The 23104-nt window shown below is 35.0% G+C and carries 29 protein-coding genes; 1 reads left to right on the top strand and 28 read right to left on the bottom strand.

The features are described from left to right. Positions 1–37: 37 nt before the first annotated feature. Positions 38–571, bottom strand: coding sequence for a helicase (locus tag CBM15_RS06420; RefSeq protein WP_087616378.1), 534 nt, complete (start codon positions 569–571; stop codon positions 38–40). 195 nt (positions 572–766) lie between these two features. Here CBM15_RS06420 and CBM15_RS06415 point away from each other — a divergent pair, with 195 nt between their 5' ends. Next, positions 767–1414, top strand: coding sequence for a DUF421 domain-containing protein (locus tag CBM15_RS06415; RefSeq protein ID WP_087616376.1), 648 nt, complete (start codon positions 767–769; stop codon positions 1412–1414). A gap of 70 nt (positions 1415–1484) precedes the next feature. On the opposite strand, the gene CBM15_RS06410 is transcribed toward CBM15_RS06415, so the two are convergent. From CBM15_RS06410 to CBM15_RS06285, 27 genes are all read right to left on the bottom strand, one after another. Then, positions 1485–2336 carry an alpha/beta fold hydrolase gene (locus CBM15_RS06410; protein WP_087616374.1) on the bottom strand — a complete coding sequence of 284 codons (852 nt, stop codon included), beginning with the start codon at positions 2334–2336 and terminating at the stop codon, positions 1485–1487. A gap of 126 nt (positions 2337–2462) precedes the next feature. Beyond that, positions 2463–2993: a D-glycero-alpha-D-manno-heptose-1,7-bisphosphate 7-phosphatase gene (locus CBM15_RS06405; RefSeq protein ID WP_087616372.1), complete on the bottom strand. Its 531-nt coding sequence runs from the start codon at positions 2991–2993 to the stop codon at positions 2463–2465. A 167-nt stretch (positions 2994–3160) separates the two neighbouring features. Further along, entirely contained in the window at positions 3161–3637 is a 477-nt protein-coding gene (locus CBM15_RS06400) for a CarD family transcriptional regulator (RefSeq protein ID WP_087616370.1), read from the bottom strand. Between the two features lie 217 nt (positions 3638–3854). Next, positions 3855–4775 (bottom strand): phosphotransferase, encoded by a 921-nt coding sequence (locus tag CBM15_RS06395; RefSeq protein WP_087616368.1) that lies wholly within the window; start codon positions 4773–4775, stop codon positions 3855–3857. Between the two features lie 180 nt (positions 4776–4955). Continuing rightward, positions 4956–6746: a M3 family oligoendopeptidase gene (locus CBM15_RS06390; protein WP_087616366.1), complete on the bottom strand. Its 1791-nt coding sequence runs from the start codon at positions 6744–6746 to the stop codon at positions 4956–4958. A gap of 54 nt (positions 6747–6800) precedes the next feature. Next, positions 6801–7238 carry an HIT family protein gene (locus CBM15_RS06385; protein WP_239534681.1) on the bottom strand — a complete coding sequence of 146 codons (438 nt, stop codon included), beginning with the start codon at positions 7236–7238 and terminating at the stop codon, positions 6801–6803. A 130-nt stretch (positions 7239–7368) separates the two neighbouring features. Beyond that, the gene (locus CBM15_RS06380) at positions 7369–7845 is read right to left on the bottom strand and encodes a GNAT family N-acetyltransferase (protein WP_087616362.1); all 477 of its coding nucleotides are present in this window, start codon (positions 7843–7845) and stop codon (positions 7369–7371) included. A gap of 92 nt (positions 7846–7937) precedes the next feature. Next, entirely contained in the window at positions 7938–8402 is a 465-nt protein-coding gene (locus tag CBM15_RS06375; protein ID WP_087616360.1) for a GNAT family N-acetyltransferase, read from the bottom strand. 272 nt (positions 8403–8674) lie between these two features. Next, positions 8675–9205, bottom strand: a complete 531-nt coding sequence (locus CBM15_RS06370; RefSeq protein ID WP_087616358.1) for a hypothetical protein — start codon at positions 9203–9205, stop codon at positions 8675–8677. 38 nt (positions 9206–9243) lie between these two features. Next, on the bottom strand, positions 9244–9468 hold the full coding sequence (locus CBM15_RS06365; protein ID WP_065215767.1) for a putative signal transducing protein: 225 nt from the start codon (positions 9466–9468) through the stop codon (positions 9244–9246). A 145-nt stretch (positions 9469–9613) separates the two neighbouring features. Next, a complete protein-coding gene (locus tag CBM15_RS06360; RefSeq protein WP_087616356.1) occupies positions 9614–10867 on the bottom strand; it encodes a DUF4179 domain-containing protein in 1254 nt (417 codons plus the stop codon). Beyond that, positions 10864–11361: a sigma-70 family RNA polymerase sigma factor gene (locus tag CBM15_RS06355; RefSeq protein ID WP_087616354.1), complete on the bottom strand. Its 498-nt coding sequence runs from the start codon at positions 11359–11361 to the stop codon at positions 10864–10866. The genes CBM15_RS06360 and CBM15_RS06355 overlap by 4 nt, the downstream gene beginning before the upstream one ends. A gap of 253 nt (positions 11362–11614) precedes the next feature. After that, on the bottom strand, positions 11615–12634 hold the full coding sequence (locus CBM15_RS06350) for an LLM class flavin-dependent oxidoreductase (RefSeq protein ID WP_087616353.1): 1020 nt from the start codon (positions 12632–12634) through the stop codon (positions 11615–11617). Positions 12635–12640: 6 nt separating this feature from the next. Further along, on the bottom strand, positions 12641–12925 hold the full coding sequence (locus CBM15_RS06345) for a DUF3219 family protein (protein WP_087616350.1): 285 nt from the start codon (positions 12923–12925) through the stop codon (positions 12641–12643). Positions 12926–12955: 30 nt separating this feature from the next. Next, complete coding sequence (locus tag CBM15_RS19335; protein ID WP_193433756.1) at positions 12956–13111, bottom strand: hypothetical protein; 156 nt, start codon at positions 13109–13111, stop codon at positions 12956–12958. Between the two features lie 122 nt (positions 13112–13233). Continuing rightward, positions 13234–13437, bottom strand: coding sequence for a hypothetical protein (locus CBM15_RS06340; RefSeq protein ID WP_087616347.1), 204 nt, complete (start codon positions 13435–13437; stop codon positions 13234–13236). A 137-nt stretch (positions 13438–13574) separates the two neighbouring features. Continuing rightward, entirely contained in the window at positions 13575–14513 is a 939-nt protein-coding gene (locus CBM15_RS06335; protein WP_087616345.1) for an anti sigma factor C-terminal domain-containing protein, read from the bottom strand. After that, complete coding sequence (locus CBM15_RS06330) at positions 14506–14967, bottom strand: RNA polymerase sigma factor (RefSeq protein ID WP_239534682.1); 462 nt, start codon at positions 14965–14967, stop codon at positions 14506–14508. Before CBM15_RS06330 ends, CBM15_RS06335 begins: the two co-directional genes overlap by 8 nt. Positions 14968–15405: 438 nt before the next feature. Beyond that, positions 15406–16227 carry an MBL fold metallo-hydrolase gene (locus tag CBM15_RS06325; protein ID WP_087616340.1) on the bottom strand — a complete coding sequence of 274 codons (822 nt, stop codon included), beginning with the start codon at positions 16225–16227 and terminating at the stop codon, positions 15406–15408. 144 nt (positions 16228–16371) lie between these two features. Beyond that, positions 16372–16932 (bottom strand): AAA family ATPase, encoded by a 561-nt coding sequence (locus tag CBM15_RS06320; RefSeq protein ID WP_087616338.1) that lies wholly within the window; start codon positions 16930–16932, stop codon positions 16372–16374. Positions 16933–17171: 239 nt separating this feature from the next. Continuing rightward, complete coding sequence (locus tag CBM15_RS06315) at positions 17172–18209, bottom strand: serine hydrolase domain-containing protein (protein ID WP_239835817.1); 1038 nt, start codon at positions 18207–18209, stop codon at positions 17172–17174. 280 nt (positions 18210–18489) lie between these two features. Next, the gene (locus CBM15_RS06310) at positions 18490–18828 is read right to left on the bottom strand and encodes a YunG family protein (RefSeq protein WP_087616333.1); all 339 of its coding nucleotides are present in this window, start codon (positions 18826–18828) and stop codon (positions 18490–18492) included. Positions 18829–19222: 394 nt separating this feature from the next. Beyond that, positions 19223–20089, bottom strand: a complete 867-nt coding sequence (locus tag CBM15_RS06305) for an ABC transporter permease (RefSeq protein ID WP_087616331.1) — start codon at positions 20087–20089, stop codon at positions 19223–19225. Position 20090: 1 nt separating this feature from the next. After that, positions 20091–21011, bottom strand: a complete 921-nt coding sequence (locus CBM15_RS06300; protein WP_087616329.1) for an ABC transporter ATP-binding protein — start codon at positions 21009–21011, stop codon at positions 20091–20093. Between the two features lies 1 nt (position 21012). Further along, complete coding sequence (locus CBM15_RS06295) at positions 21013–21417, bottom strand: DUF3021 domain-containing protein (RefSeq protein ID WP_087616327.1); 405 nt, start codon at positions 21415–21417, stop codon at positions 21013–21015. Next, entirely contained in the window at positions 21414–21869 is a 456-nt protein-coding gene (locus CBM15_RS06290; protein WP_087616325.1) for a LytTR family DNA-binding domain-containing protein, read from the bottom strand. The genes CBM15_RS06295 and CBM15_RS06290 overlap by 4 nt, the downstream gene beginning before the upstream one ends. Before the next feature lie 273 nt (positions 21870–22142). Beyond that, positions 22143–23036 carry an SDR family oxidoreductase gene (locus tag CBM15_RS06285; protein ID WP_087616324.1) on the bottom strand — a complete coding sequence of 298 codons (894 nt, stop codon included), beginning with the start codon at positions 23034–23036 and terminating at the stop codon, positions 22143–22145. Positions 23037–23104 lie beyond the last annotated feature (68 nt).

The raw sequence follows: 23104 nt of genomic DNA, 5'->3' as shown, positions 1-23104 counted from the left end.
TTCGGTACTGAACACACAAAATCCCTACTACTGCGATTTAATAATCATTGTCTGTTTTAAAGATAAACCGGGTATCGGGATTCCACACATGCAAGTTGTCAGCAACATATCCGCGCAGCCATAATACGCCGTCAACTTTTCTAACATAAAACCCTTTTGGAAAACTATCCTCATCACTGATTATTTCTGATGCGATGGTGATAGATCCAGAAGGTGCCTCATTTTTCTGTGAAGGATTTCCTGAATTCTCCTCAACTTGATCTACATATTCCAGTCTTAAGTAAGGCCCTAGTTCAGGTGGGCATAACTTTAAGCGAAGTTCGTTCGCCTGTTTATAGATTTCAGGTAATGTTGCGCCGTTCGGAAAGCCCAGATCTCTAACTGATAGTTCAACTATTTCCAAGGTATACTTTATTTCTGAAGTGGTAAACCGATCATCATATAATAACTTCTCTCCATATTGGTTCAATGAAATTGAAGACTGTTGCAGCCTTTGAATAAGTTCTGCTTTGGATAGCCCGCCTACCTCTATCGTTTTTTTAATTACAGAACAATCCGGATATATTCGCATTTGTTCCCCTCCTAACATACGGTTCTAGTAATGCCTTTTGCGACAGACTGGAGCTACTGAACCTGTACTAATGATTTCTATTAAACTCATTAATACTCCTTCATCCCTTTTAAAACAGGAAACGCTAGTGAATTATGACCAGCTTAAATTGATAGGCTACAGGGTATTCAAAGGATGATAGGAGAGTGTATATAGATGATTACAGCAATTACTATTAAAATCATTGCAGGTTTTATAGCGCTTATGGTTGTTATCCGCTTTATCGGGAAAAAGGAACTCGCGGAAGTTACCCCATTCGACTTTGTATTTATCGTTATTCTTGGAGGAACGCTTGAAGAGGGTGTATACGATGAAAAAGTACGAGTTTGGGATGTCCTCTATACGATTGGATTATGGACTGCGCTGTATCTTTTAACTGATTTTCTTGTCAGGAACTTTGAAAGGCTTCGTCCGATTATTAAAGGAGAACCGTCTTTTCTTGTAAATAATGGGCTGCTGGATATTAAAGAGTTAAAGAAAAATAAAATAGAATCTGAACAGCTACGTTCCTTACTGCGGATGCAAGGGGTTTTTTCTATTAGTGAAGTAAAATATGTCCTTCTTGAACCAGGTGGGCAAATTAGTATATTGAAAAAGAATTCATCCGATGAAGATACCGGTGGCGTGCTAACCCACTTGCTTATCGACGAGGGGCAAATTGAGGAAAGGATTCTTGCTCAAATCGGAAAAGATAAGCAATGGATCATTCATCAGTTAAAAGAGGAAGGTTATGAGGATATTAATAAAATATATTATGCAGAATGGTCTGAGGAAAATGGACTTTACGTTCAGACTTATGATTAATTATTTTAAAGTAAGTAATAATTATTGGCTCGGTTTCGATAAGTGGAACCGAGCCTGTTTACAATCTAATTTAGACCAATTTAAGCGGCTTAGTAGTCTCTTTGACAAAATCCAGAAATGCTTTTTCTTCTTCAACAAATGGGTTGTGATTAGAATGGTCAAATATTATTAATTCAGAAGTAGGGATGAGGTCAGCAATTTCAATACTAAATTCAATTGGACACTGCGCGTCATACTTTCCGCCAAACACATATGTATCTATTTGAATTGTCGGCAGCTCTTCTCGTAAATCGAATGACTTTACTGCTACTTTTCTAAAGTAATCCAGTGCACGACCAACAGTCCGTCCACTATTCGGTATTGTCAGGGCATGTTTTAATTTTTCTTCACTAGCAAATGACATCATTGACCATTCAAAACCTAAATCTTTTCGTTTCTCTTGCGGCGTGTCTGGATTATTTAGACTTTCCATGATTTCGATAATTCTATTGAAATTTTTATTATCAGCACAGTAAATACTATTTGGATGACTTGCGTATGCTTTACTTGCTGCGCTGCAACCGCAAATACATTTTGTAAGAGATTGTTGTTTTAATACAGCATATTGCAATGCAAGCATCCCACCTGTTGAATGGCCTGCAAAAGCCCATTTCGGAATATGTAATGCTTCTCGAATTGCTTCTAAGTCTAATATGATTTCTTGTAAATTCATTTGGTCATCCATTTCGATGGCAGGTGAATTACCCGCCCCACGGACATTAATTAGATAGACTTGATAATGTTCTGTGAATGGGTTAGCAAACCAATTCCCTTTTTCATTAAATGCCATATAAAAATGCGTAATAGCAAGTGGCTGACCACTTCCCTTTACAAAATATTCGAAAGTTCCTCTTGGTGTTTCAATAAATTTTTGTTCCCACATCTTAGACACATCCTTTTCAGAAAAATGTAATATTCTAACAAATACTATTATACTCTTCTGAAATTGATAAAGAGTAAAATTTCCCCAAAATAAAACCACAATGGATAATTTCCACTGTGGTTATTTCTAATCATTATTTATATCACGAATAATCCAATGGGCTGCTTCTTTTAAATTTTGAAAAACTGCATCTGCCAATGGATCCTGCTCACCTATAAAAACTGTTTTAGTACCTGCTTTTTTACCTGCCTGAATATCTGTATCTGTATCACCGACCATATAGGATTTTTCCAGATCTATTTTGTATTTTTCACCTAAATCCAAAATCATTTTGCTATTTGGTTTTCTGCATTCACACCCAGCCTTAGGTTTATGCGGACAATAGGCAACTTCATGAATCGTTGCTCCCTTTTTCTTCAGTTCAGCTACCATGTGGTCATGAACTTTCTGTAACTGCTTTTCCTTCATATAACCTAATCCAATACCACCTTGATTCGTCACAACAAATACATAATCAAAATGATCATTTAAACTTTTAATGGCTTCTTCTGCACCAGGTAAAAAATAAAATTGTTTCGGATTGTTTACAAATTTCACTCGCTTAGTTAGCACTTCATTTATTACGCCATCTCGATCTAAAAATACTGCTCTTTTCAATCCATCCACACCTTTAATTTTAATCTTACTTTTAGTATGTTAAAAATTATCGGCTTTAAGCAGTCTTAATTCGAGTATTCAATAATTCTCTTAACGAAATCCATCAACTGAAAAAGGCACAATTCTTCATTAAGAATCGCACCCTATTAGGAAGACTTACATTAACTTTAGCAGAAACTTTTAATTTGGTTTTCAGTAATCCCTTTAATTAATCCCAGTTCGCTAATCAAAAATTGATGCGCGTTATTTAACATTTCTTTTTCACTTGTATTAAGTGCTTTTTCTTCTTTCATACGCATCAAATCACGTACAACTTCAGCACATTCCAGTATTTTACCCGTTTTTACTTTGTCCGTGTTCACTTTATACCTTTGTCTCCACGGCAATACTTCATCTGATTCTCCATGCTGAAAAATATGAAGGATGTGTTTCAATTCAATTATATCAGTCACTGGACGTATACTTGAACTCAATATTTTATCCATAGGGATTGTAATTTGCATATTACCGACTGACATTTTTATAATATAACACTGTTGTTTTTCACCTAATATTTCCTTTTCTTCTACGGCTTTAATTATACCTGCTCCGTGCATTGGATAAATAATATTTTCACCAATTTGAAACAAATAATCCACCTCCATATGGCAACCTTAAGGTAACCTTCTTAACCTTAACACGTTTATGGATTTTTAACAAATTTTTAATAATATCATAAAAATTATTAAAGTGTCAATTATTTTTTATTTGATATTTAAAAAGCATAAACAATAAGAATCGTGTCGGATTAAATAAAGTGGAGGTTAGTTTGCCTATGTAACATTGAATAAATGTGTTATTAAATAGTCAGCTTCAAACGATTTATACTAGTTTATAGTCAGCACTATCTAGTACAATTTGAATCAAGCTTTTAAATAAATTTTGTTGAGAAGATTTTTGCCAGTCCTCTTCATACTCAGCGATTAACCACATTACTTCATCCAGAAAGACATGCTGCTTCGCCATTTCCCAATATCTTTTTTCTTCATCGGTAATGTCGATATATTCTTTGTATCCAGCTAAAAATAAATCCCATTCATCTATTGTGAAAACCCGGTCCGGGGCTTCTTCATGTTCATTATGAAAAAGTAGTAACGCGAGTGCTAGATCAAATAATTTCGGTATCCAAGCAGCATTATCTGGATCAATTAGAAATGGCTCGGGGATTAATATTAAATTATTTGCTTTAAAATCATGTGGCGTTGCAATATGTGGTAAATTTGCACGGTAAAGTTTCTGTTGATTCGCTACACTTTCCAGCAACTTTGTTTTTAACGCCGCATCAATTTCTATTCCAGCTTTGTTAGCATGTTGGATAATTGCCTCCATACTCTCTTCCACTTCTTCCTCATTAAAATCATAGACATCGTAGTCAAGGAGTTTATAACTATTTGAAACAGGTGAATAGCTGTGAATCTGTCCTAACATTTTACCAGCTTCATAAATTTCATTGTCTTTACCCGAGTATTTTTGACCTTCTATAAATGGATAAACAACAAAATTTGTATCTTCAAATTTTTGTGGGTTTTCAACTTGTAATTTAACTGGTGTTACAACATTTATCCCCTTATCTTTTAGCATGTTGATATAAGACATAACACTTTCTGCTCTGCTTTGCGTACGTTTTACAACAACATTCTGATCACCATATTTCACCCGATAGACTGGTGAATATGGATAAATACTTGTAGGCTCTTCTTTCACTTCAAACCCAAAAATATTTAATATTTCAGTTCCATTCATTACTATAACCACCTTATGTTTTAGAACTAAAAAACTTTAAAGCAATCTCCACTAATAATTTAACATTTATATCCAATTTATTTTGTTAATTCTTTCATAAATTTTACTTTTAATAAAAATAAGCGCTACTTCTTTTTATAGAATCGCGCCTGATTATTATATACTATAGTTTCTATGCATCTAATCCAAACAAGTTAAGGTTATAAATTCCTCAGCATCTTTCACACAGATTTCCATTCCCTTTACCCAGAAGTCCTTAGATGTAATGTCTTCTCCTAAATGTTTCATTACTAAATCTTCTACAGTCATACTACCTGAGTCTCTAAGTAAATTCAGGTAATCCTTTTCAAATTCTTTTCCTTTCTCCTTTGCCTTTGCAAAAATCCCCAATGCCAATAAATACCCAAAAGTATAAGGAAAATTATAAAAAGGAGAATGTGTTATGTAATAATGGGGAGTCCACACCCAAGAATAAGTAGATGGTTCTTCAAGGGAGCCATTATATGCTTCTTGTATGGCCTCATTCATTAATTGATTTAGACGCTTGGCTGAAACAAGCCCCTTTTTACGCTCTTCATAAAATCTCTGCTCAAATAAAAATCTAGAATGGATATTCATAAAATTCATGACACTTCGTTTTAATTTCTCATCTAATATAAGCAATTTTTCTTCTGTTGATTGTGCTTTTTCCAATGCAGCATCAAAAATAATCATTTCTGCAAAGGTTGAAGCGGTTTCGGCAATGCTCATCGGATACTGTTTATTTAGTCCATCCACAGATTTCATCGCATAATTGTGGAAAGCATGACCCAATTCATGCACAAGCGTTAACACATTTAAAAACGTCCCCCCAAAGGTCATAAAAATTCTTGATTCACCGGTAAGCGGAAAACTCGCACAAAATGGGAAAGCCGATTTATTGGCACGGTCTTCCGCTTCAATCCAGCCTTCATTAAAAGCATGCTTAGCAAATGCTTCTAATTCGTTTCCGAACTGACTAAAATGAGTCGTTATTAGTACCACTGCATCATCATAGTGAATCTTAGTACTTTTATTCGTAATTGGAGCCCAAAAATTATAAGCTTTCATAGTAGGATTCCCTGTAAATTCAGCTTTTCTTTTTAAATAATTCGAGAATGGTTTTTTATATTGCTCGACTACTGACCACATCGCATTCATTGTATTTTCCGTTATTCTATTTTCTTTTAAAGGGATTTCTAATACATTTTCAATTCTTGAATATTGATATATTTGTAACCGGAAGCCCGCAATATGGTTTAATATTTTGGCAAACAGCTCTTCTTTTTCTTCATATAATGCTTCTAATGCCTGATGAGCTTCATTTCGAACCTTCTCATCAGGATTAGATCTTAAGTTGATAGCTTGCCCTATCGATAGCTGATTTTCATTTCCATCCACTTCAATATTAACTGTCATACTACTTACAAGTGCATTATAAAAATGACCCCAAGAATGATAGCCATCAACCATTAAATCAGCTATTATCGATTGCTCATCTTCCGATAAATGTATATGCGTATTTTCACGCCATTCATTTAAAATGAATTTATAATCTGCTAATTCTTTAGCTTCTATTAAACTTACCCAAATCTCCTGTTTAGTATTTGCTAAAACAACCTTTACTTTAGATAATTCATTTTTAAAATCAGATTCTAATTTGAGTATTTTTCCTCGTAAAGTTGCTGCATCTTGATCTTTTGGATTTTGAGAAAGGAGACAAGTAACAAAAGAATTGGCTTGCGATAAATGGATGCGGGTTTCTCCAATTTTGCTCACTAGTTCTGCTATATTAGCCCCTTCACCTGTTGCGGGCGGTGCATTAAAAGAGGCAACAGACCTTTTAAAATTATGTATATGAACTTCCAATTCATTTAAGTGATTTAGAAATTGGTTTGACTTGCTTCCACCTAGAAAAATGCTATCTAAGTTCCAATTCATTTCATACGGCATTTTTAACTTCCCCCCTACTGTGAACAATCGTCTTTTGGCATAATTTATACAAAATCATTTATTTAATTCTTTTTTTAATAAGTCGATTGCTGTCGTTACTTCTTCAATATTTTCAGTATCATTCATTTGGTTGCGGGCGTGAAGTAGCGCAGGTCGAACCGACTCTATTGAGCGGCCAAACTCATACATCCACTCATATCTTGGAACCATCCAAGTGTGGAAATGGTGAAAAGTATCTTCGTTATAAAAGTAATAAACATACTCAATATTTAAAATTTCTCTCTGAGCCTGTCTAATTTTGGTCAAAACATGAATATAATCTGTTTTTTCTTCTTCGGTTAATTCATCGAAAGACTTGATATGTCTTTTAGAAGCTAATATGATTAACCCCTTGATTGGATAAGCAACATCTTGATGGGCATGGAAATACTTCGTTTCAAATACAACCCCGCCATCTGGTTCTATCAAACCACTTGTTAATGCACAACTCAAACACTCAACTTCAATTGTTTTTCCATTTGATAATGTTATTTTCTTAATACAATTACCTCCAACTCTGTTTCCTTATGAAAAACTCTTATTAAGAGTTCACATGGATTATTTATAATACACAAGTTTTAACTTATTTAAATTGTGGTTTTTCATAAAAAACTATAGTGATCTTTTCATTTATTTTTCTGGTTTTGCCTGTTTTTCTATAACCTATCTTTTCATACAGGTGACAAAGCCCTTCTTCTTGCAGAATGGTGTCCAACTCCCATAATCTTGCGTCATGATATATTTTCTCTATGATTGCAAAGACATTTTGAGCAATTCCCTTTCCTTGATGTTCTGGCAAAATAAATATAGGGCTGACACGATAAGATTTATTGTCCATTTTAATAACTCTAATACCACCAATTGTTTCTTCAAGATTTTTAATTAAATAATAATCTGTAAATGGTTGATTAAATCGAGTTATAACTTTTTCTAAGGATTCATTAGCTGGATTAGTTTCGTAGTCCTGATATTTTTCTAGCAATGGCATAAATGCTTTCACTTGCATCTCATGAAGCTTAGCCGTATCATCTAAAGTTGCTTTACACAATGAGACGCCCATAAAATAAAAACCTCCTTTCTAAAACCTCAATCAATATTAACATATTTATCCAAATCAAAATAATCACTGTTAAAGTTTCATTAGTATTAATATCATTTACACTTTATTTTAAACACATCAATCTTATTATATTTTTCATCAGAAACAGTCTCAAGGTAGGTCCACCCTCTATTCCTATAATAGTCAGAAGCATCTTCTGTTCTCAAATATAGCTCATCATATCCCAGTTCACTTACTACGCTAATAGCCTTGTCTATTAACATTTTTCCTACCCCTCTACCACGGTTCTCTGGTTTTGTATAAAGAGATGCAAGCCAAGGTTTATACATTCTTCTTATCTTTAGATCATTTTCAAATATTGATACAGTACCGAAACAATCCTCATTTTCAAAAGCTACTAGAGTAATGGGAAATGAATAATCCTTTGTATTAGAAAAGTAATGAACTACATCTTCAAACTTCATTCCACTACCTGCTTTTACAACAAATTCTTTATAAACCATTTCAGAAACTTCATTGATAAATTCCGGTTGGTTCGATAGTAAATCTATTTTCATATTAATCATCCTTTCTAAAGAATAATTCTTTAAAAATTCTCGAATTGCTTATACAACCCGTGTGTTTACGTTTTAACATTAATCCTTTTATCTCTAAATAAAAAACTGATTCTATTTATAAAACCACGCACTTTAATTAAGTATTATTAAGTTTCTAAATATATCATCCTTAAGATTGATTTAATCCATAATAAATAACCCATATACACATTGAGGTGATAAACATGACAGATTAAAAAACTAATGACAGCCGACATTAAGTTTAAGAATATTTAATCCTTCTTTATAGAAAACCCTGTAAAGATAAAACACGAAATAAACGCTACTGTTGTCACTACAATACCCATAACTAATCCAATCGCTCTCATAAAAGTATCCTCACCTGGATAGGAAGGCTCTAGTGTTACTAGCATATAAATCAACATAAGAGACAGGATCATATAAAAACTACTCCCGACTGCTCCTATCTTCAAACGATTTTTTCTCGTACCTTGCCAAGCTTTATTAATTATTATCCATAAAAAGATACTTCCAATTACAGCAAGAGTCATTACAAGCAAATGTACATATTGAATTATGAAATAAGTCAACGCATACAGAAGAAGCGCAGTTGAAAAAAATAGGATCGCATTTATGAAAAATAGGAATATGCCAGCCAACCAATAATTTTGAAACCACCCAGCATTTTTTAACTTAAATAGTAGAATATTATTTTCTCCAAATAAGTTTATTAATGGCCTTTTATGAAATGTGATAAAGAATACAGCAAAAAGTCCAATAAATATAAATAAAGTTAAGGACATAGCTTTCCCCCAATAGTATGTCTATTGCTTATATATTATTAAGAACAACAAAATACAGCTTTATCAAAATCCTTCTCATTTACTAAAACACTACCATTATCATCAATTATAAAATCTATTTCTGCATTAGTAAGTCTTTCTTTTGCTGCATGAATAAGTTCTGCGTCCTGGGATGATTCAACCCAAACACTATAACTTTTTTCTTGAGAACACCCAACTAACAAAAAACTACTTACAGTAAATAAAATAAGTGTATTTTTCAAAAGATCACCTCTTTTAGATAATTTAACGCCATTAATGGAATAAAGTTCCTATACCGGATTTCCTCATACTAGAAGTAGGCATTAAAAAAAGCATCGTTACGGTTTAAACGATGCTTCTTTTAAATGATAAAACTGGGGTCTTTCGTTATTCAGTCAAATTTATTTTAAGCTCAACGTCTGTTGCTATCGGGTTATCAATGTAATTGATCCATAGTTTTGCTCTGCCATTGTATGGCTCGTAGTACTCTCTATAATTAAAGCCTTCGTAGGCAGACGTAGAGAAACTGCTTCCTTCAGATTCAAGCGACGTACCATCCTCTTTTCCAGCAGGAAACAAGTGCTGGCGGCCGTGATCGTCTTTGACTGGTGCGTTTAAGTATACATCGTTGCCGACAACTTTAATATCCCAGTCAATGAAGTCTGGTTTGTAAAGTACTTCCTTTGTTGTGAAGTCAACTTCGATATAATCTTCGCCTTTTGGAACTGCTTGTATTTCGCCGATGCGGACGATGAGTTCATCCGAATCGTAGAAGTAATTGCTTTGTAAGTATAACGTGTACCGACCTTCGCGGAACGAACCACTACCAACTAAACCGTTGCGAATAAGTTCACGTTTACTACCGTTTTTAAGCTCAAGTGAGATGTCATCGAGAGCGACAATTTGCATCGTATTTGATGGATCTGGCTTTACTTCAATATGAATGCGTAGCGGTGTCCGAATGATTTTATTGATTGATAGACGTTGACCTTGTGCTGTAATACTCGCATTCGGTTCTACTATTTTAGCTTTAGCAATCGGTTTTTCAAGTGTGAATGGAATCGAAATCGTTTGTTTATCACCATCTCGCATTTCAAATTCAACCCGGAAATTACGGTTTGCCGTATCGAGCGGTTGGTCAAGCGTCATTTCAAGTATATGATTACTGTGTGCAACCGGCTCGTTTAGGCCGTCCATCGTACCGTAAGATAAACTATTTTCAAGCAGTTGATCACCTTGGTATATGTTCACGGAATAGTTATGATGATCTTTTTTTTCTTTCGGATAATCAAAATCATACATGAGCATAACACCGTATTCATCAATGATCGCCCCTTGCAATGTTATCGTAACATCCTTGTCTTGCACAAGGATGCCAAATTCCTCGTAATATTCATTGGCTATGGCATCTTTTATCCCCTCATTTTCCTGTACGAGTTCAACAATAACGCTAAGGCCAGGAATTTTAGCGGCATAGCTAGCAATCGTCGGCGAGACGCGGATCGTTAATAAAAAACTTAGGAAGATGATAGCCACTGCAGTGATTGCCTGCCATTGCTTCTTATGGCGGCGTTGTTTTTTTACTTTTGTAAATGCCTCAATTCGACCTTGGCGTAGCTTATCTTTTGGAATGTCAATCATAACCAATCCTCCTTATGTCCAGCGGCTTTACGCAATTTTTTTAAAATGGCGTGCAACCTTGATTTGACGGTGCCTTCCGGAATATTTTGCAGTTCGGCAATTTCATTGTTTTTCAGCTGTTGAAAATATTTTGCGTAAACGAGCTGTTGTTCTGTGAGGGTAAGTAAGTTAAGAAGACGACTGATATCGGAATAAATAGGTGCTTCGCTAAGGCAGGTCTCTTCAATTTCCACGGTTTGGATACGTTTATTCAGCATATCTTTACAGCAGTTGATGAGTACTCGGACTAGCCAAGTACGCGCAAATTCAGGCTGTTTAACAGTATGCATTTTTTTCAGTGCCTTATAAGTCATTTCTTGCATGGCGTCGAGTGCGTCCTGCTCATTTTTTAAGTATGTATAAGCAATTGGATAAAGTACTTCCTCGTCTTTTTCAATCAATTCTAGGATTGCTAGTTGGTCTCCAGTGGTAGCTTTTTCGAGTAAGTTTTCCAATCTGTGCCACCTCCTTATTTATTAGACTGTAAATAATTAAATTTCGTTCGAGTCGAATGAAAAAAATTTTGGAAGTTATGATGGGATGGATAGGGTATATTTTATCTTTAACTACTAACAAGCACTAGTGAAGGTATAGAGGAGATCGATGGCATTGGTTTATGCGGATTACGACTATGAAGCGCTATATAAAGACGCAATTCTTTTTCAAGAATGCGCCCGATTGTTGTAAATTTTTATTCCATTAAAGTCCCTATAATTTTAAGTGCTTTCCTTCTGAAAACACTTCTTTTGCAATTAGTTCATAGGAGCGGATTCGATCTTCCGGTAAGTATGTGATTGTATTAATCATCATTTCATCTGCTTGGTATTTTGTCTTTAATTCAAATAATTTCTGTTTTACTTCATGAGGATTGCCAATAATCATACTTTGTCTAACTTTATCTAACTTTTCTATTTCTTTTTCAGTCAGCTTATATTGCTCAGCTTCATTTATAGAAGGAATGCCTTGATGACCTTCCCCTTTGTCCATTTGTAGAGACCAGATGAGAAAGCTTGCTGCAACTTCTTCGGCTTTTTCTGTTGTTTCACCACAAATAACATTAACAGTTACGATGACTTGTGGTGTTTGCCCTTCTCTTCTTGGTTTAAAAGTATCAATATATTCCCTAATGATAGCAGCTCCATCATGATCGCTCATAAAATGACCAAAAGTATACGGCAATCCATTTTCCGCTGCTAGTAAAGCACTTTTTTTACCCGTGCCAAGTAGCCAAGGTACTGGCGGGTTTTCAGGTATGGGAGACGCCGATAGCTTTGAATATTCGGTATCTGTTGGAAAATCATCATTTAAAAAATGAAGTAAGTCTCTCAATAAGGCAGGAAAGTTCCCCACATTTTTGATAAAGTTATCAGACAAAGCAGTCATCGCTTCAGCAGACCCACCTGGCGCTCGTCCGATTCCTAAATCAATACGATTAGGAAATAATGTCGCTAACGTATTAAAGAGTTCAGCAACTTTGTATGGTCGGTAATGAGGCAATAAAACCGCGCCAGATCCTATACGAATTCGATTCGTGTTAGCGCCAATGTAGCTTAACATGACTTCAGGTGCAGGACATGCCAGTCCAGATAAATCATGGTGTTCGGCAATCCAGTATCTTGTATATCCTAGTTCCTCCCCAGCCTGTGCTAATTTCATTGACCAGTTTAGTGCATCCTGAGGCGTTTGATTTGAAGAAATAGGGGATTGATCCAATATGCTTAATCTCATTAAATTTCAGTCCTTTTCTTCTACTAAAGTCAATGTATACTGTCCTACCTGATTTTCTTCATACAAATTTGTAACAGAAGTGGAGTAGTTATAAATCGTTCCTCTAAACATTAATTCTTTCTCAGGAATCTTAACGTCAAATGTTCCGTTGTAAAGTAAAGTCGCAATGTCATGATATTCTTTACTTGTCACATCAAAAATGACCGAGACTTTATAAAACCCATTTACTTTTTCTTCTTCATAGCTTCTCAATTGAATTACTCTATCATTTAAAATTATTTTACTGACCAAAAAATCACTCCCTTTTAGATTGTTGTTGCATCATTCTTTACAAAAATCTACAAATTTTTTTGCCTGTATTAACGACATATCTGTTTGTTCTCTTACAAACTTCACCGCTTTAACTTCACCGACTGAGTTAATTTTCTCTTTTACTAAGGCAATCAGTTCCTCATGGTAGATTTTAGTATAATCCATTTGTTTCGCCCCCTCATATATTTAAAGTATAACATTCCCAAATCATCGTTTGGCAACACTTCATAGACTCGTAAGTCCATCATCAGAATCACCCACTTTAAAAGGAGTTGAAGGCAAATTGATCATCTATCTTTTCTTTTCCAAACATGTGGGGTTTTCGCCCAATTAATAATTGCTAATGATAAACAGAGAACAATAAGAGCAATTACTGTCAGAGATAAATTTTCCCTCCATTTAATATTACCATTAGCAAAATATTGACCAGCTGTTACTAAAATAAAATAAGTAATAGGAAAAATAAGATAATATAATTGATTTTTTCTCATATGATACCCTTTCTTACTTCATTGAATGTTATTAATAATATGGCCTTTAAATTAATAAAGCACTTTTCTTACTCAAGAAAAGCACTCTTTTACAACCTTATACTCCTTGAATTCTGAATTACCAGAGGAAGATCCGACTAATAATTTTCAATGACTCCACCTATTGATGAAGCTTTTATGAACGGTTCTTTTAAAATTTCTACTATTTCTTCCTTCGTTCCATAAACGACTGCTCCTAATAATTCTACATCCTCTAACTTAACATCCTTCATCTTGTTAAAAGTATTTCGATGATCACGGGAAATACTCATTTGCAGTAATTCCAGAAATTGTTCATACTCGACCTCTAAATCATGGATTGAAATAAAAGGCGTGTTTATTGAAAAGCCTAGCGCATCATGCTCCCTTATAAATGTTGAAGTCCAATCGTTTTCTTTTGCCTCTTGTTGAAAATCGTTTAATTGTTCACCACTATAAGTGTCTACCCAAAACCATGTCATTTCGGGAAGCTGTATGAAAAGTTCATTTGGTTTATACGGCTGATCAAAGGAAATCGCCACTTCATAAATTTTATCCCCTTGCATTAGCTCAATCTGATCTTCATCATCTTTATATTTTTTATAGGATACATTCGGATGGAAAAACATCATTTCTCGCCAACCATTTTCTTTGTAGCCAAATTGCCAATCTTCACCTGTCATACCGATTTTGCCACCTGAGCCTCTAGATACTAAAACAGATGGGATCAGGCCAAATGAGTATTGTTTTCGTTCGATCACAACCGACTTGATTTTAAAGTCTTTCGAAATTTCATAGTTGCTTTCTCCGCCTAATAAGCCTCTGGAGTCTACGGTTTCACTTATGTAACCGTTTGGCGTGCTAAGACGGACATAAGCATCCCACTGCTTAAAGGCCTTTTCACTATAGTTTGTCGATATTGCAGAATTAGCTATGTTTAAAACTACGAATACCACGATAGAAATAATAATAACCGTAATGATTGTCTTCAATTTCCCTCTTCTTACTGCTTTCTTGATTTTCTTTTCATCAAAAAGATCATCCGAAAAATCATTCATGTAGCTCCCTCCACTTCTTTTGAAATTCTTTTCTTGCCCGAAATAAATAAGTCCTTACCGTTTCTTCCTTTATCCCCAGCAACAAAGCAATCTCTTTATAACTAAGTTCCAGCTCATATTTTAATAGTAAAAGCTGCTTAAAGATTTCTTGAATACGGTTTAAAACAAATGCAATTTCATGATTCATTTCGATTGTTAATACACTCATTTCTGTATCCTGGTCATTAGCAAAATTGTTCCAGAAATTATCATCGTCGATCGAAATAGATCGTTCCTTACCCTGTTTCCTTAACAGTTTTTTAAATTCATTCATGGAAATCGTAAATATATAGGAAAGTGCTTTATCGGAAGGAACACCACTGCTATAAGCAATAAATTTCGTATAGCTTTCTTGAACAATATCTTCTGCATCCTCATGACTACAGCCGTTCTTTTTTAAATAAAAATAAATCATCTTTGCTTGCTTCTTGTATAACTCCAACAAAAGATGCGAATCCATAGGTACTCCTTTCTAAAGCCTTCACTACTAAAGAGTCTCTTTTGATTAAAAAGTTTACAAAAAAATCAAAGAATTTTTTCCATTTGAAAGAACCACTCCTTAAAATATGATTAAAACAGAATGAAAGATTATGTATTGATACAAGCATACGTATTTTAATTAAATAAAAAAAGCTACTCTTCTATTGAAGAATAACCTTCGTTAATTGTAATGGACTTATTCAATAATCGCGCCGGATTGTTGAAGATCTTTTTTCAATTACTGTTATCATAAAATGCCGTACATACAATATTCAAAGGAAACCCATGAAATGATACTTTAGCATTTTTTAGGCTAATTATTTCTGCCTAACTTTTATCTGGAAACGTTATTTAAATTGGTGTGTATAATTCTTTATGTTTCAAAGAGTTTATTTTCTAACGCTGCAATGTATCGGTTTGCTGAATTTTGAACACGTTCTTTAGCGTCCTTTTCAATTACTCGATGGAATGCGTCAAATAACTTTTCGAAATTAAATGTATCAAGTTGACTTGCTATTCGTTTCACAGTATTAGTTGGCAATGGAATAAAGTTAGGGTAGCTGTACATAAAAGTTACCCATCTACGATCTGCGACCACACGAATGATATCTCCAACAAATAAAATGCCCTCTTTTTTATTGTTTTGCCATTCTAAAATTGTTGCTCCTTTAAAATGACCTCCTACACGATGTAATACAATTCCTTCTTGTAAATTCAATTCTTCACCTGACCAAAAAATGATATGCTCACTTGGTCTAGTTACCCACTCTTTATCATCTTCATGAATATAGATTGGTGCATCGAATGCTTCTGCCCACTCTACTTGACTTGAATAATAATGGGGGTGAGATAACGCAATTGCATTAATTCCACCTAATTCATTAATTTTGGTAATAGTTTCAATATCAATATATGTAATACAATCCCATAACAAGTTAAAATGACTATTCTGAACTAAGTAAGCAGTCTGTCCAATACCGAATGTAGGGACAGTTTTAACACTATGTAATCCATCTTCTTCAAAAGTAATCTTATTTTTATACTTACTAGACGCCACTAATTGATCTAAAGTTGTCCAATTTTGCCCATCTATACTAACGTATTGTCTTTCCTCAGTACAAATTTTACATTCACTAGGTTCAACAATAGATTTTTCATATTGAACTCCACACGTTTCACAAACATGATAATTCATCTCAAACAAACTCCCTTATTTTAGTTTTATGTATACTTTTTCATCCATAAACCTAAAGTTTCTATTAGTATTTAGGTGCATATCTTTCTTTGCAATTCTCAAACCGGTATTTAGGGACATAGTTGGGACATACCAAACATTCCCCTACAAATGGAATTTTTCCTTAACTATCTTAGCTACTTCTTCAGCACTTAATTTTGTATTGTCAATCTTGATATAGTTTTTGAATACTATTTCACCTTCTAATGAATTTAGTCTATGTTTCTCCATTGTGCATTTTATGTCATTCTCAGACCATTCAATATCTCTTTTTTTAGGCTTGTGTTCAAGCCTATTGGGGGTTTTATTTCGCTCCAGTCTCTCTTCTAAGTCAGCCTCTAATTCTACATAGTAAACAGTGCCTCCTCTAGATTCGAAAAGCTGGGAGAGTCGCTTAACATAATCCCAATCCGATTCCAGATTAAACATCCAGACATAAGTAAAAATCATTCCATACAGATTACTCTTAGAAACCTCTTCAAAGATCTCTTGACGAAATAAATTCACTAATCTTTTCCCTTCATTTGTACTGTAATCAAAAAATTGACTTACTAAATCGATTGTCATATGGTTGTGAAAAAGTTTTAAATCTGTTATTTTAGCTAACTCCTGCCCAACTGTCATTTTACCAACCGCTTGTGGGCCAAATAAATGAACAAATTTCATAAACAACCTCCTAATTCAATATTAAATAATTTCAGTACTCCTATGGTATTTATTAAATCCCTACAGGAATAATTATTTACTTATTCTGTAACCTTACCATATAATGTAATTTTAGAAAATGGTCCTATTATTAAATAAAGCACCTTTCTTATTCAAGCAAGGTAGTGCCCGATTGTTGTATAACATATGTATTTGAGTAACTCTGCAACATCTTTCAAACATTAATATTATTGTATTGTTTAATTTATAGCACATTTATAAACAGTATCTCCAAAAGACCGAATGTCACTTAAATAATCGTATCCTTCAGGTGAACCATAACGGTTGAACATTCTCACTGCTACTAAGTTTTCCTCTGGAATGACAAGCAGAGCTACATTGGTGTAGCCAAGTAATTGAAAGGAACCTTTTGGAACTGTATCGCCTATTTGGTTAAAACTATGGTTTGTGTCTTTTACAAACCATAAAAATCCGTTTTTCTGAATAGGGAGTGCTACGTTAGGTGTTTGAACGGATCTAGCCATTTGAATGATTTCTCTAGGAATAATCTGTTTCCCTCCCCACTTCCCCTCTGTTAAATGAATGTAACCCCATAAAGCAAGCTCTTTTGCAGACACATACATATTCATTCCAGAACCATCTACAACATTCGTCTCATTCCAAAATGGGTTATCTGCATCTCGAATAGTGTCTGCAATTTTTGAATGAGGCTTACTCATCCTAATCCATTCTGTCGATTGAAAGCCTAGTGGTTCAATAACTTTCAATTTAATAATTTCAGCAACAGACAATCCCGTTGTTTGTTGGATAATCATTGTCAATAGATCAATACTTGGACCTCTATATGCCCATGATTCACCAGGATTATATTCACTTACTAGTTTATTATCATCACTAATTTTTAGCCCATGTGTGTGAGTTAATAAGTGACGAATGGTCACCCCTTCATACGCGAATAGATGTGAATCTTCTACAAACTGTTGAACTGGATCATCAATAGAAAAGTAGTCATTGTAGATAGCGTAAGCCGCAGCAAAACCGATATAAGCCTTTCTTACAGATGCAATATGGAATTGAGTGTCTACTTGAACATTTCGAGCGTGTTTGCCATTAGACTGTTTACCAAAATACGATTCTGTCACGACTTTGTCATTACGGATAATAAAAAGGGCACCACCACTTGCACCCAACTTATCAGCACTTTCCATTACATGGGTACGTACATCTTCAAATAAATTTGTGTAATCATTCCCGTTCTTTAAAATCACTTTTTTCACTCTCCTTAGAAATTGCAAAATGCCCCCAATATGGTTGGAGGCATTTTGCAACATTATTGTTTTTAACCATTAAGGACACCAACAAAAGTTATCTCACTTATGTGACCTGTCTAATTATTATAATTGTAATTTAACAATTTTAGCAATAATCAGTTTTTTATCACAAACATCATTTATACTTTAATCTATTTATTCATAACCAGCCCTTTTGTGGGTGGTGGTTTATACCTTATGAAACGCGAATTTTACATCTTAAGAATGTTGTTCAACAATCTGGCCATTAGTTGAATAAGAAATCTAAAACTTTTTGTTTTAAATAGGTGTATTGACCTTCATTGGTATCTGCATATGCTTCATCTCTATTAGAGGTAATGTCCATATATAAAATTCTCTCTCTAAATTGAGAAACTGTGAAATCATATCTTTTGTTTTTGATAAAATTATAAAAGTGCCATCCATCAGGTAGTTTAGTTTTTTTTATTTCACCGCCCAATAAATCATTTACAACTAATGCAGTAACTCCACATTGCCCCGCGGAGGGATTATCTTTGCTCCATTTTGTACTTGATTCTGCAGACCAAGATTTAGACAAAGCCTTCGAAATTCGTTCTATCTCCATATTATTTCTCCTTCCCTTTCATAAAACACTTATATTTCTCCCCTTACCGTATATAGAGAGCGACTATTCATGTTCAACAAACACGCCCAATTTTTGCATAAGGTTGGCATTAGATTTAAACATTTACAATGTTAAGCAAAATCCCAAAATTTTTAAAATATTATATTTATTATATCGTACTATAAGTTAAAGAAATAAAAGGAGGATTATGAATATTTCCAAAAAAATAATTGACTTTCTTAACAAAATTGAAAAAAATTGAAAATTTGGGAGATACAGATGTGGAATTAACAGAGAAACAAATAAAGCATATTCGAAAACAAAATTCTTAGGGCATGGGCTTGATCACTAATTTGTATTCAAACTCAAGTTACAAATTTCATTTGAAAATAGCTCACTTATACTGCAATCGGAATAAAACTGCTGAAAAAATAGCTATACCAAAAATTGAAATGCAAATATACAATACACTTGATTGGGTCCCTAAAACACTGCTACCTATTTCGTAAACAACTCCGTAAGTTAACATATAGGAATCCATTGCCTCATTCGCATTTCCAAACACCGTATTCAAAGAATCTTCCATCAAAAGCTGACGTAATAATACAGCGACGTGACTGACAGGAAATAAATGAATGACCGTTTGGATTGCTTTCGGCAGTACCCCCATCGGAACATAGACTGCGCATAAAAAGCCAATTAGTGTACCAACCAATGAATTTACAGTGGAAAATGCTTTAGCTGATTTCGCCAAAAGTACGATCACTAAATTAATCATTGCGCTCAGCAACACACCAAGGATAATCACTCCGAAAAATTGCATCAGCTTCCAAACACTCGGCAATTCCGCACCAAGCGTCAATAAATATACTTCACATACAATGAATGCAATAGTGGTCATGATAAACCCGATCATGACCGAGCTAATGACATAGCTTAGCTGAATCGAATACCGGGATGCGGAGGTAACAAGAAAATCCGCTGTACGCTTGGATTCCTGATCACTAACGAATATAGCAAATACAGCTAATGTTGATGTCATGGCTGTCATTGTTAAAATACCAGCAATCATCCATTCACTTACAACTAATTCAACTGCCGGCGTCACTTCAATAACCTGACGAATTGCATCGAGTTGCAGCTTCTGCAAAAAGACAATAAATAATCCAATTGAAATCAAGACAGACAGCAGTGAGAAAAAAACGAGCATTCTGTCACGGAAGAAAATTTTATTATTGCGTACAATTAAGCTCATCATCATATTATTTCTCCTCCCTAGATTCATTCGTTTCGATAAATACTTGGTCGAGCGAACCTTTTATTACTTCAAATGATGAAATATAGGGTTCTAGTTGAGCCAAAATCGGAATCGTGGAAATTGTAGACGACACCTCCACCTTCCACCCATCTTGATGCTTTTCAGGTAGCATAGGCAAAATAGCGGTTACATCTTCAATTGCATTAGATGGTTTTAAAACAAATTGCAAATAGTCCTTTGCATAAAGCGCTTTCAATTCATTCGGCGTTCCTTGTGCAATAATTTCACCATTTTTCATAATGACAATATCATCTGCATTTGCTGCCTCTTCCATATAATGTGTTGTCAAAAATATCGTCATGCCTACTTCCTTACGTAATCGGTCAATAGTAGCCCACACAAATTGACGTGTGAATGGATCCAGTCCCGTCGTCGGCTCATCTAAAAATAACAGCTTGGGCTTATGAATAATTGCCCGCGCAATATCTGCTCTGCGACGCTGTCCACCTGAAAGCGAACCGTATTTTTTATATTCGATGTCTGCAAGCTGTAAATACTGCTGCACAAAATCATAATTTTCCTGTAACATTGACTTCGGTAAACGATAAAAACGGCCGCGATGCAGAATATTTTCCTTCACCGTCAATTGATGATCTAAAATACTTTCCTGAAATACAATACCAATCGTTCTGCGGATAGCTTCATTGCCTTTCAGATTACCAAGTGTATGTCCATCGATTGAAACCGTTCCGCTCGTTTTCTCTAAAAGCGTACATAACATTTCAATTGTTGTGGATTTACCAGCACCATTACTTCCAAGAAATGCGAATAGTGCCCCCTTTTGCACTGAAAAGCTTATCCCTTTTACGGCTTCAACTTCTCCGTACCGCTTTGTTAACTTTTGGACATCAATCAATACTTGCATGTTACTCACCTCGATGTTGAAGTTGACTGTTCATTTTTCGAATTGCACGCTTTTCTTCGGTATAATAATACAGCCAAACGATGAGATAAATAACCGAAGCGCGGGCGTATAATAAAAAGACTGATTTACCATTATCAAGATCAAACCAGCTGCCATAATACCCTATGATAAAGACTGCAGTTACAGTAATAGCATAATGAATTAAAAGAACAACGAACATTGACCAGTCCAATTTATACAGTTGATTTGCTACTGCAATGACAGTTCCTAAAATGACTGCATAGAAAAACTGATCTACAATCGTTTCACTCATCCAGTAATCATGTGGAGATTTTAATGAAATGAGCATGATGATAAAATAGGATGAACATAAACTTATTGAAATGCTTTGTATTAAATTTTTCACTTGCTATTTCCCCCTAACCCGAATGCCTCTTTTAACGCTTTGAAATAATTGCGGCTTATTGGAATTGTGACCCCATTTTCGAGCGTCAGTTGCGGGTTGCCAAGTACCTTCGACTGGATAGAAGCAATTTTTTCAAAATGAACAAGTGTCGCCTTATTGACACGTAGCAACTGCGATGAAAAACGTTCCTCCAGCTCATAAAGCTTTTGTTTCACTTCCAGTTCCTGCTCATCCGTTTGGATAAATACTTTACCCTGCTCGCTGTAAACGCTGTACACATCCTGCAATTTAATCAAATGAATATCCCCATCGCAATAGCCTGCAATCGTATCATTAGTCGTTGATTGGTTAAGCTTTTTCATCAGTTGCCCCACTTGCTCATTATATTCAGGCGCATGCACGTGAACTTCGACTTCCATAAGCTGATGCTCGATATGTAAATGAATTTTCATAAGGCCCTCCTTCATGGTTTGTAGTATAGCACCTCTTTTTGTACGGATTTTATATTTGGCGCTAACACGTATAAAGCTGTATGTAAGTTGTAAAATTTGGCTTGTAACATGCAATTTTATTATAAGTATTATTTTCCAACAATTGTTAGTAAAATTTTAATTTTAAAATTTAAAGTATTTATAAAAATAAAATAAAAAAGCAACCTCCCGTATAATCAGGAGATTGCTTTTAATAGTGTCATATCACGTTGTTCGGGAGCTATTTTGAAACCCTTATAAGTCGATCGGTTCGCCGCCCGTCACACCGTAAATCTGTCCGGTAATGTAACTTCCTTCATCGGATGCTAGAAGGACATATACTGGGGCAAGCTCTACTGGCTGTCCTGCACGACCAAGTGGTGCATTTTGGCCAAATTCAGGGATTTTGCCATCAGGTTGTCCATTATCCAACTGCAGCGGTGTCCAAATCGGGCCTGGCGCAACCCCGTTCACACGTACCCCTTTAGAAGCAAAGTACGAAGAAAGGTTTACTGTAAAGTTGCTAATCGCACCTTTTGTAGAAGCATAGTCCATTAAAAATGTGGATGGATTGTACGATTGAACCGATGTCGTCGTAATAATCGCACTTCCCGGTTCCAGATGTTCTTCAGCTGCTTTAACGGCTTCGAACATGCTGATAATGTTTACTTTGAACGTATCCTCAACTTGTTTGATTGTTAAATCACTTAGTGTTGGCTGTGCAATCTGCTGCCCTGCATTCAGGACGAGTGTGTCCAATTCGCCAAATGCTTCCACTGTTTTTTTTACCATTTCTGTCGCGGCGCCATCTTCACGCAAGTCATATGGCAGCAGCAATGCTTTTGTTCCGGCTTCTTCAATTAATGCTTTCACTTCACTTGCATCTTCTTCTTCACCTGGGAAGAACTGAATGGCTACATTTGCGCCTTCGCGTGCATAAGCAATCGCGGCAGCACGGCCAATTCCGGAATCGCCACCGGTAATTAAAGCATTACGTCCTTCCAAACGATTATGCCCTTTATATGATTCTTCTCCACAATCAGGTTTTGGACTCATTTCATTTTGTAGCGCTGGAGTATTCTGTTCTTGATCCGGGAATTTCTCCGTATGAAATTTTTTTCGTGGATCGTTTAGATTTGGGTTTCCCATCAAAAATCATCTCCTATATAGTTAGTACAAAATTGCAAGGATAAATCCTGTAAGGTTTAAAACTGCTT

Source organism: Solibacillus kalamii, from assembly GCF_002174535.1.
GTDB classification, from domain to species: domain Bacteria; phylum Bacillota; class Bacilli; order Bacillales_A; family Planococcaceae; genus Solibacillus; species Solibacillus silvestris.
The sequence above is the reverse complement of the archived record's forward strand: the minus strand, read 5'-3'. Positions and strand labels throughout refer to the sequence as shown.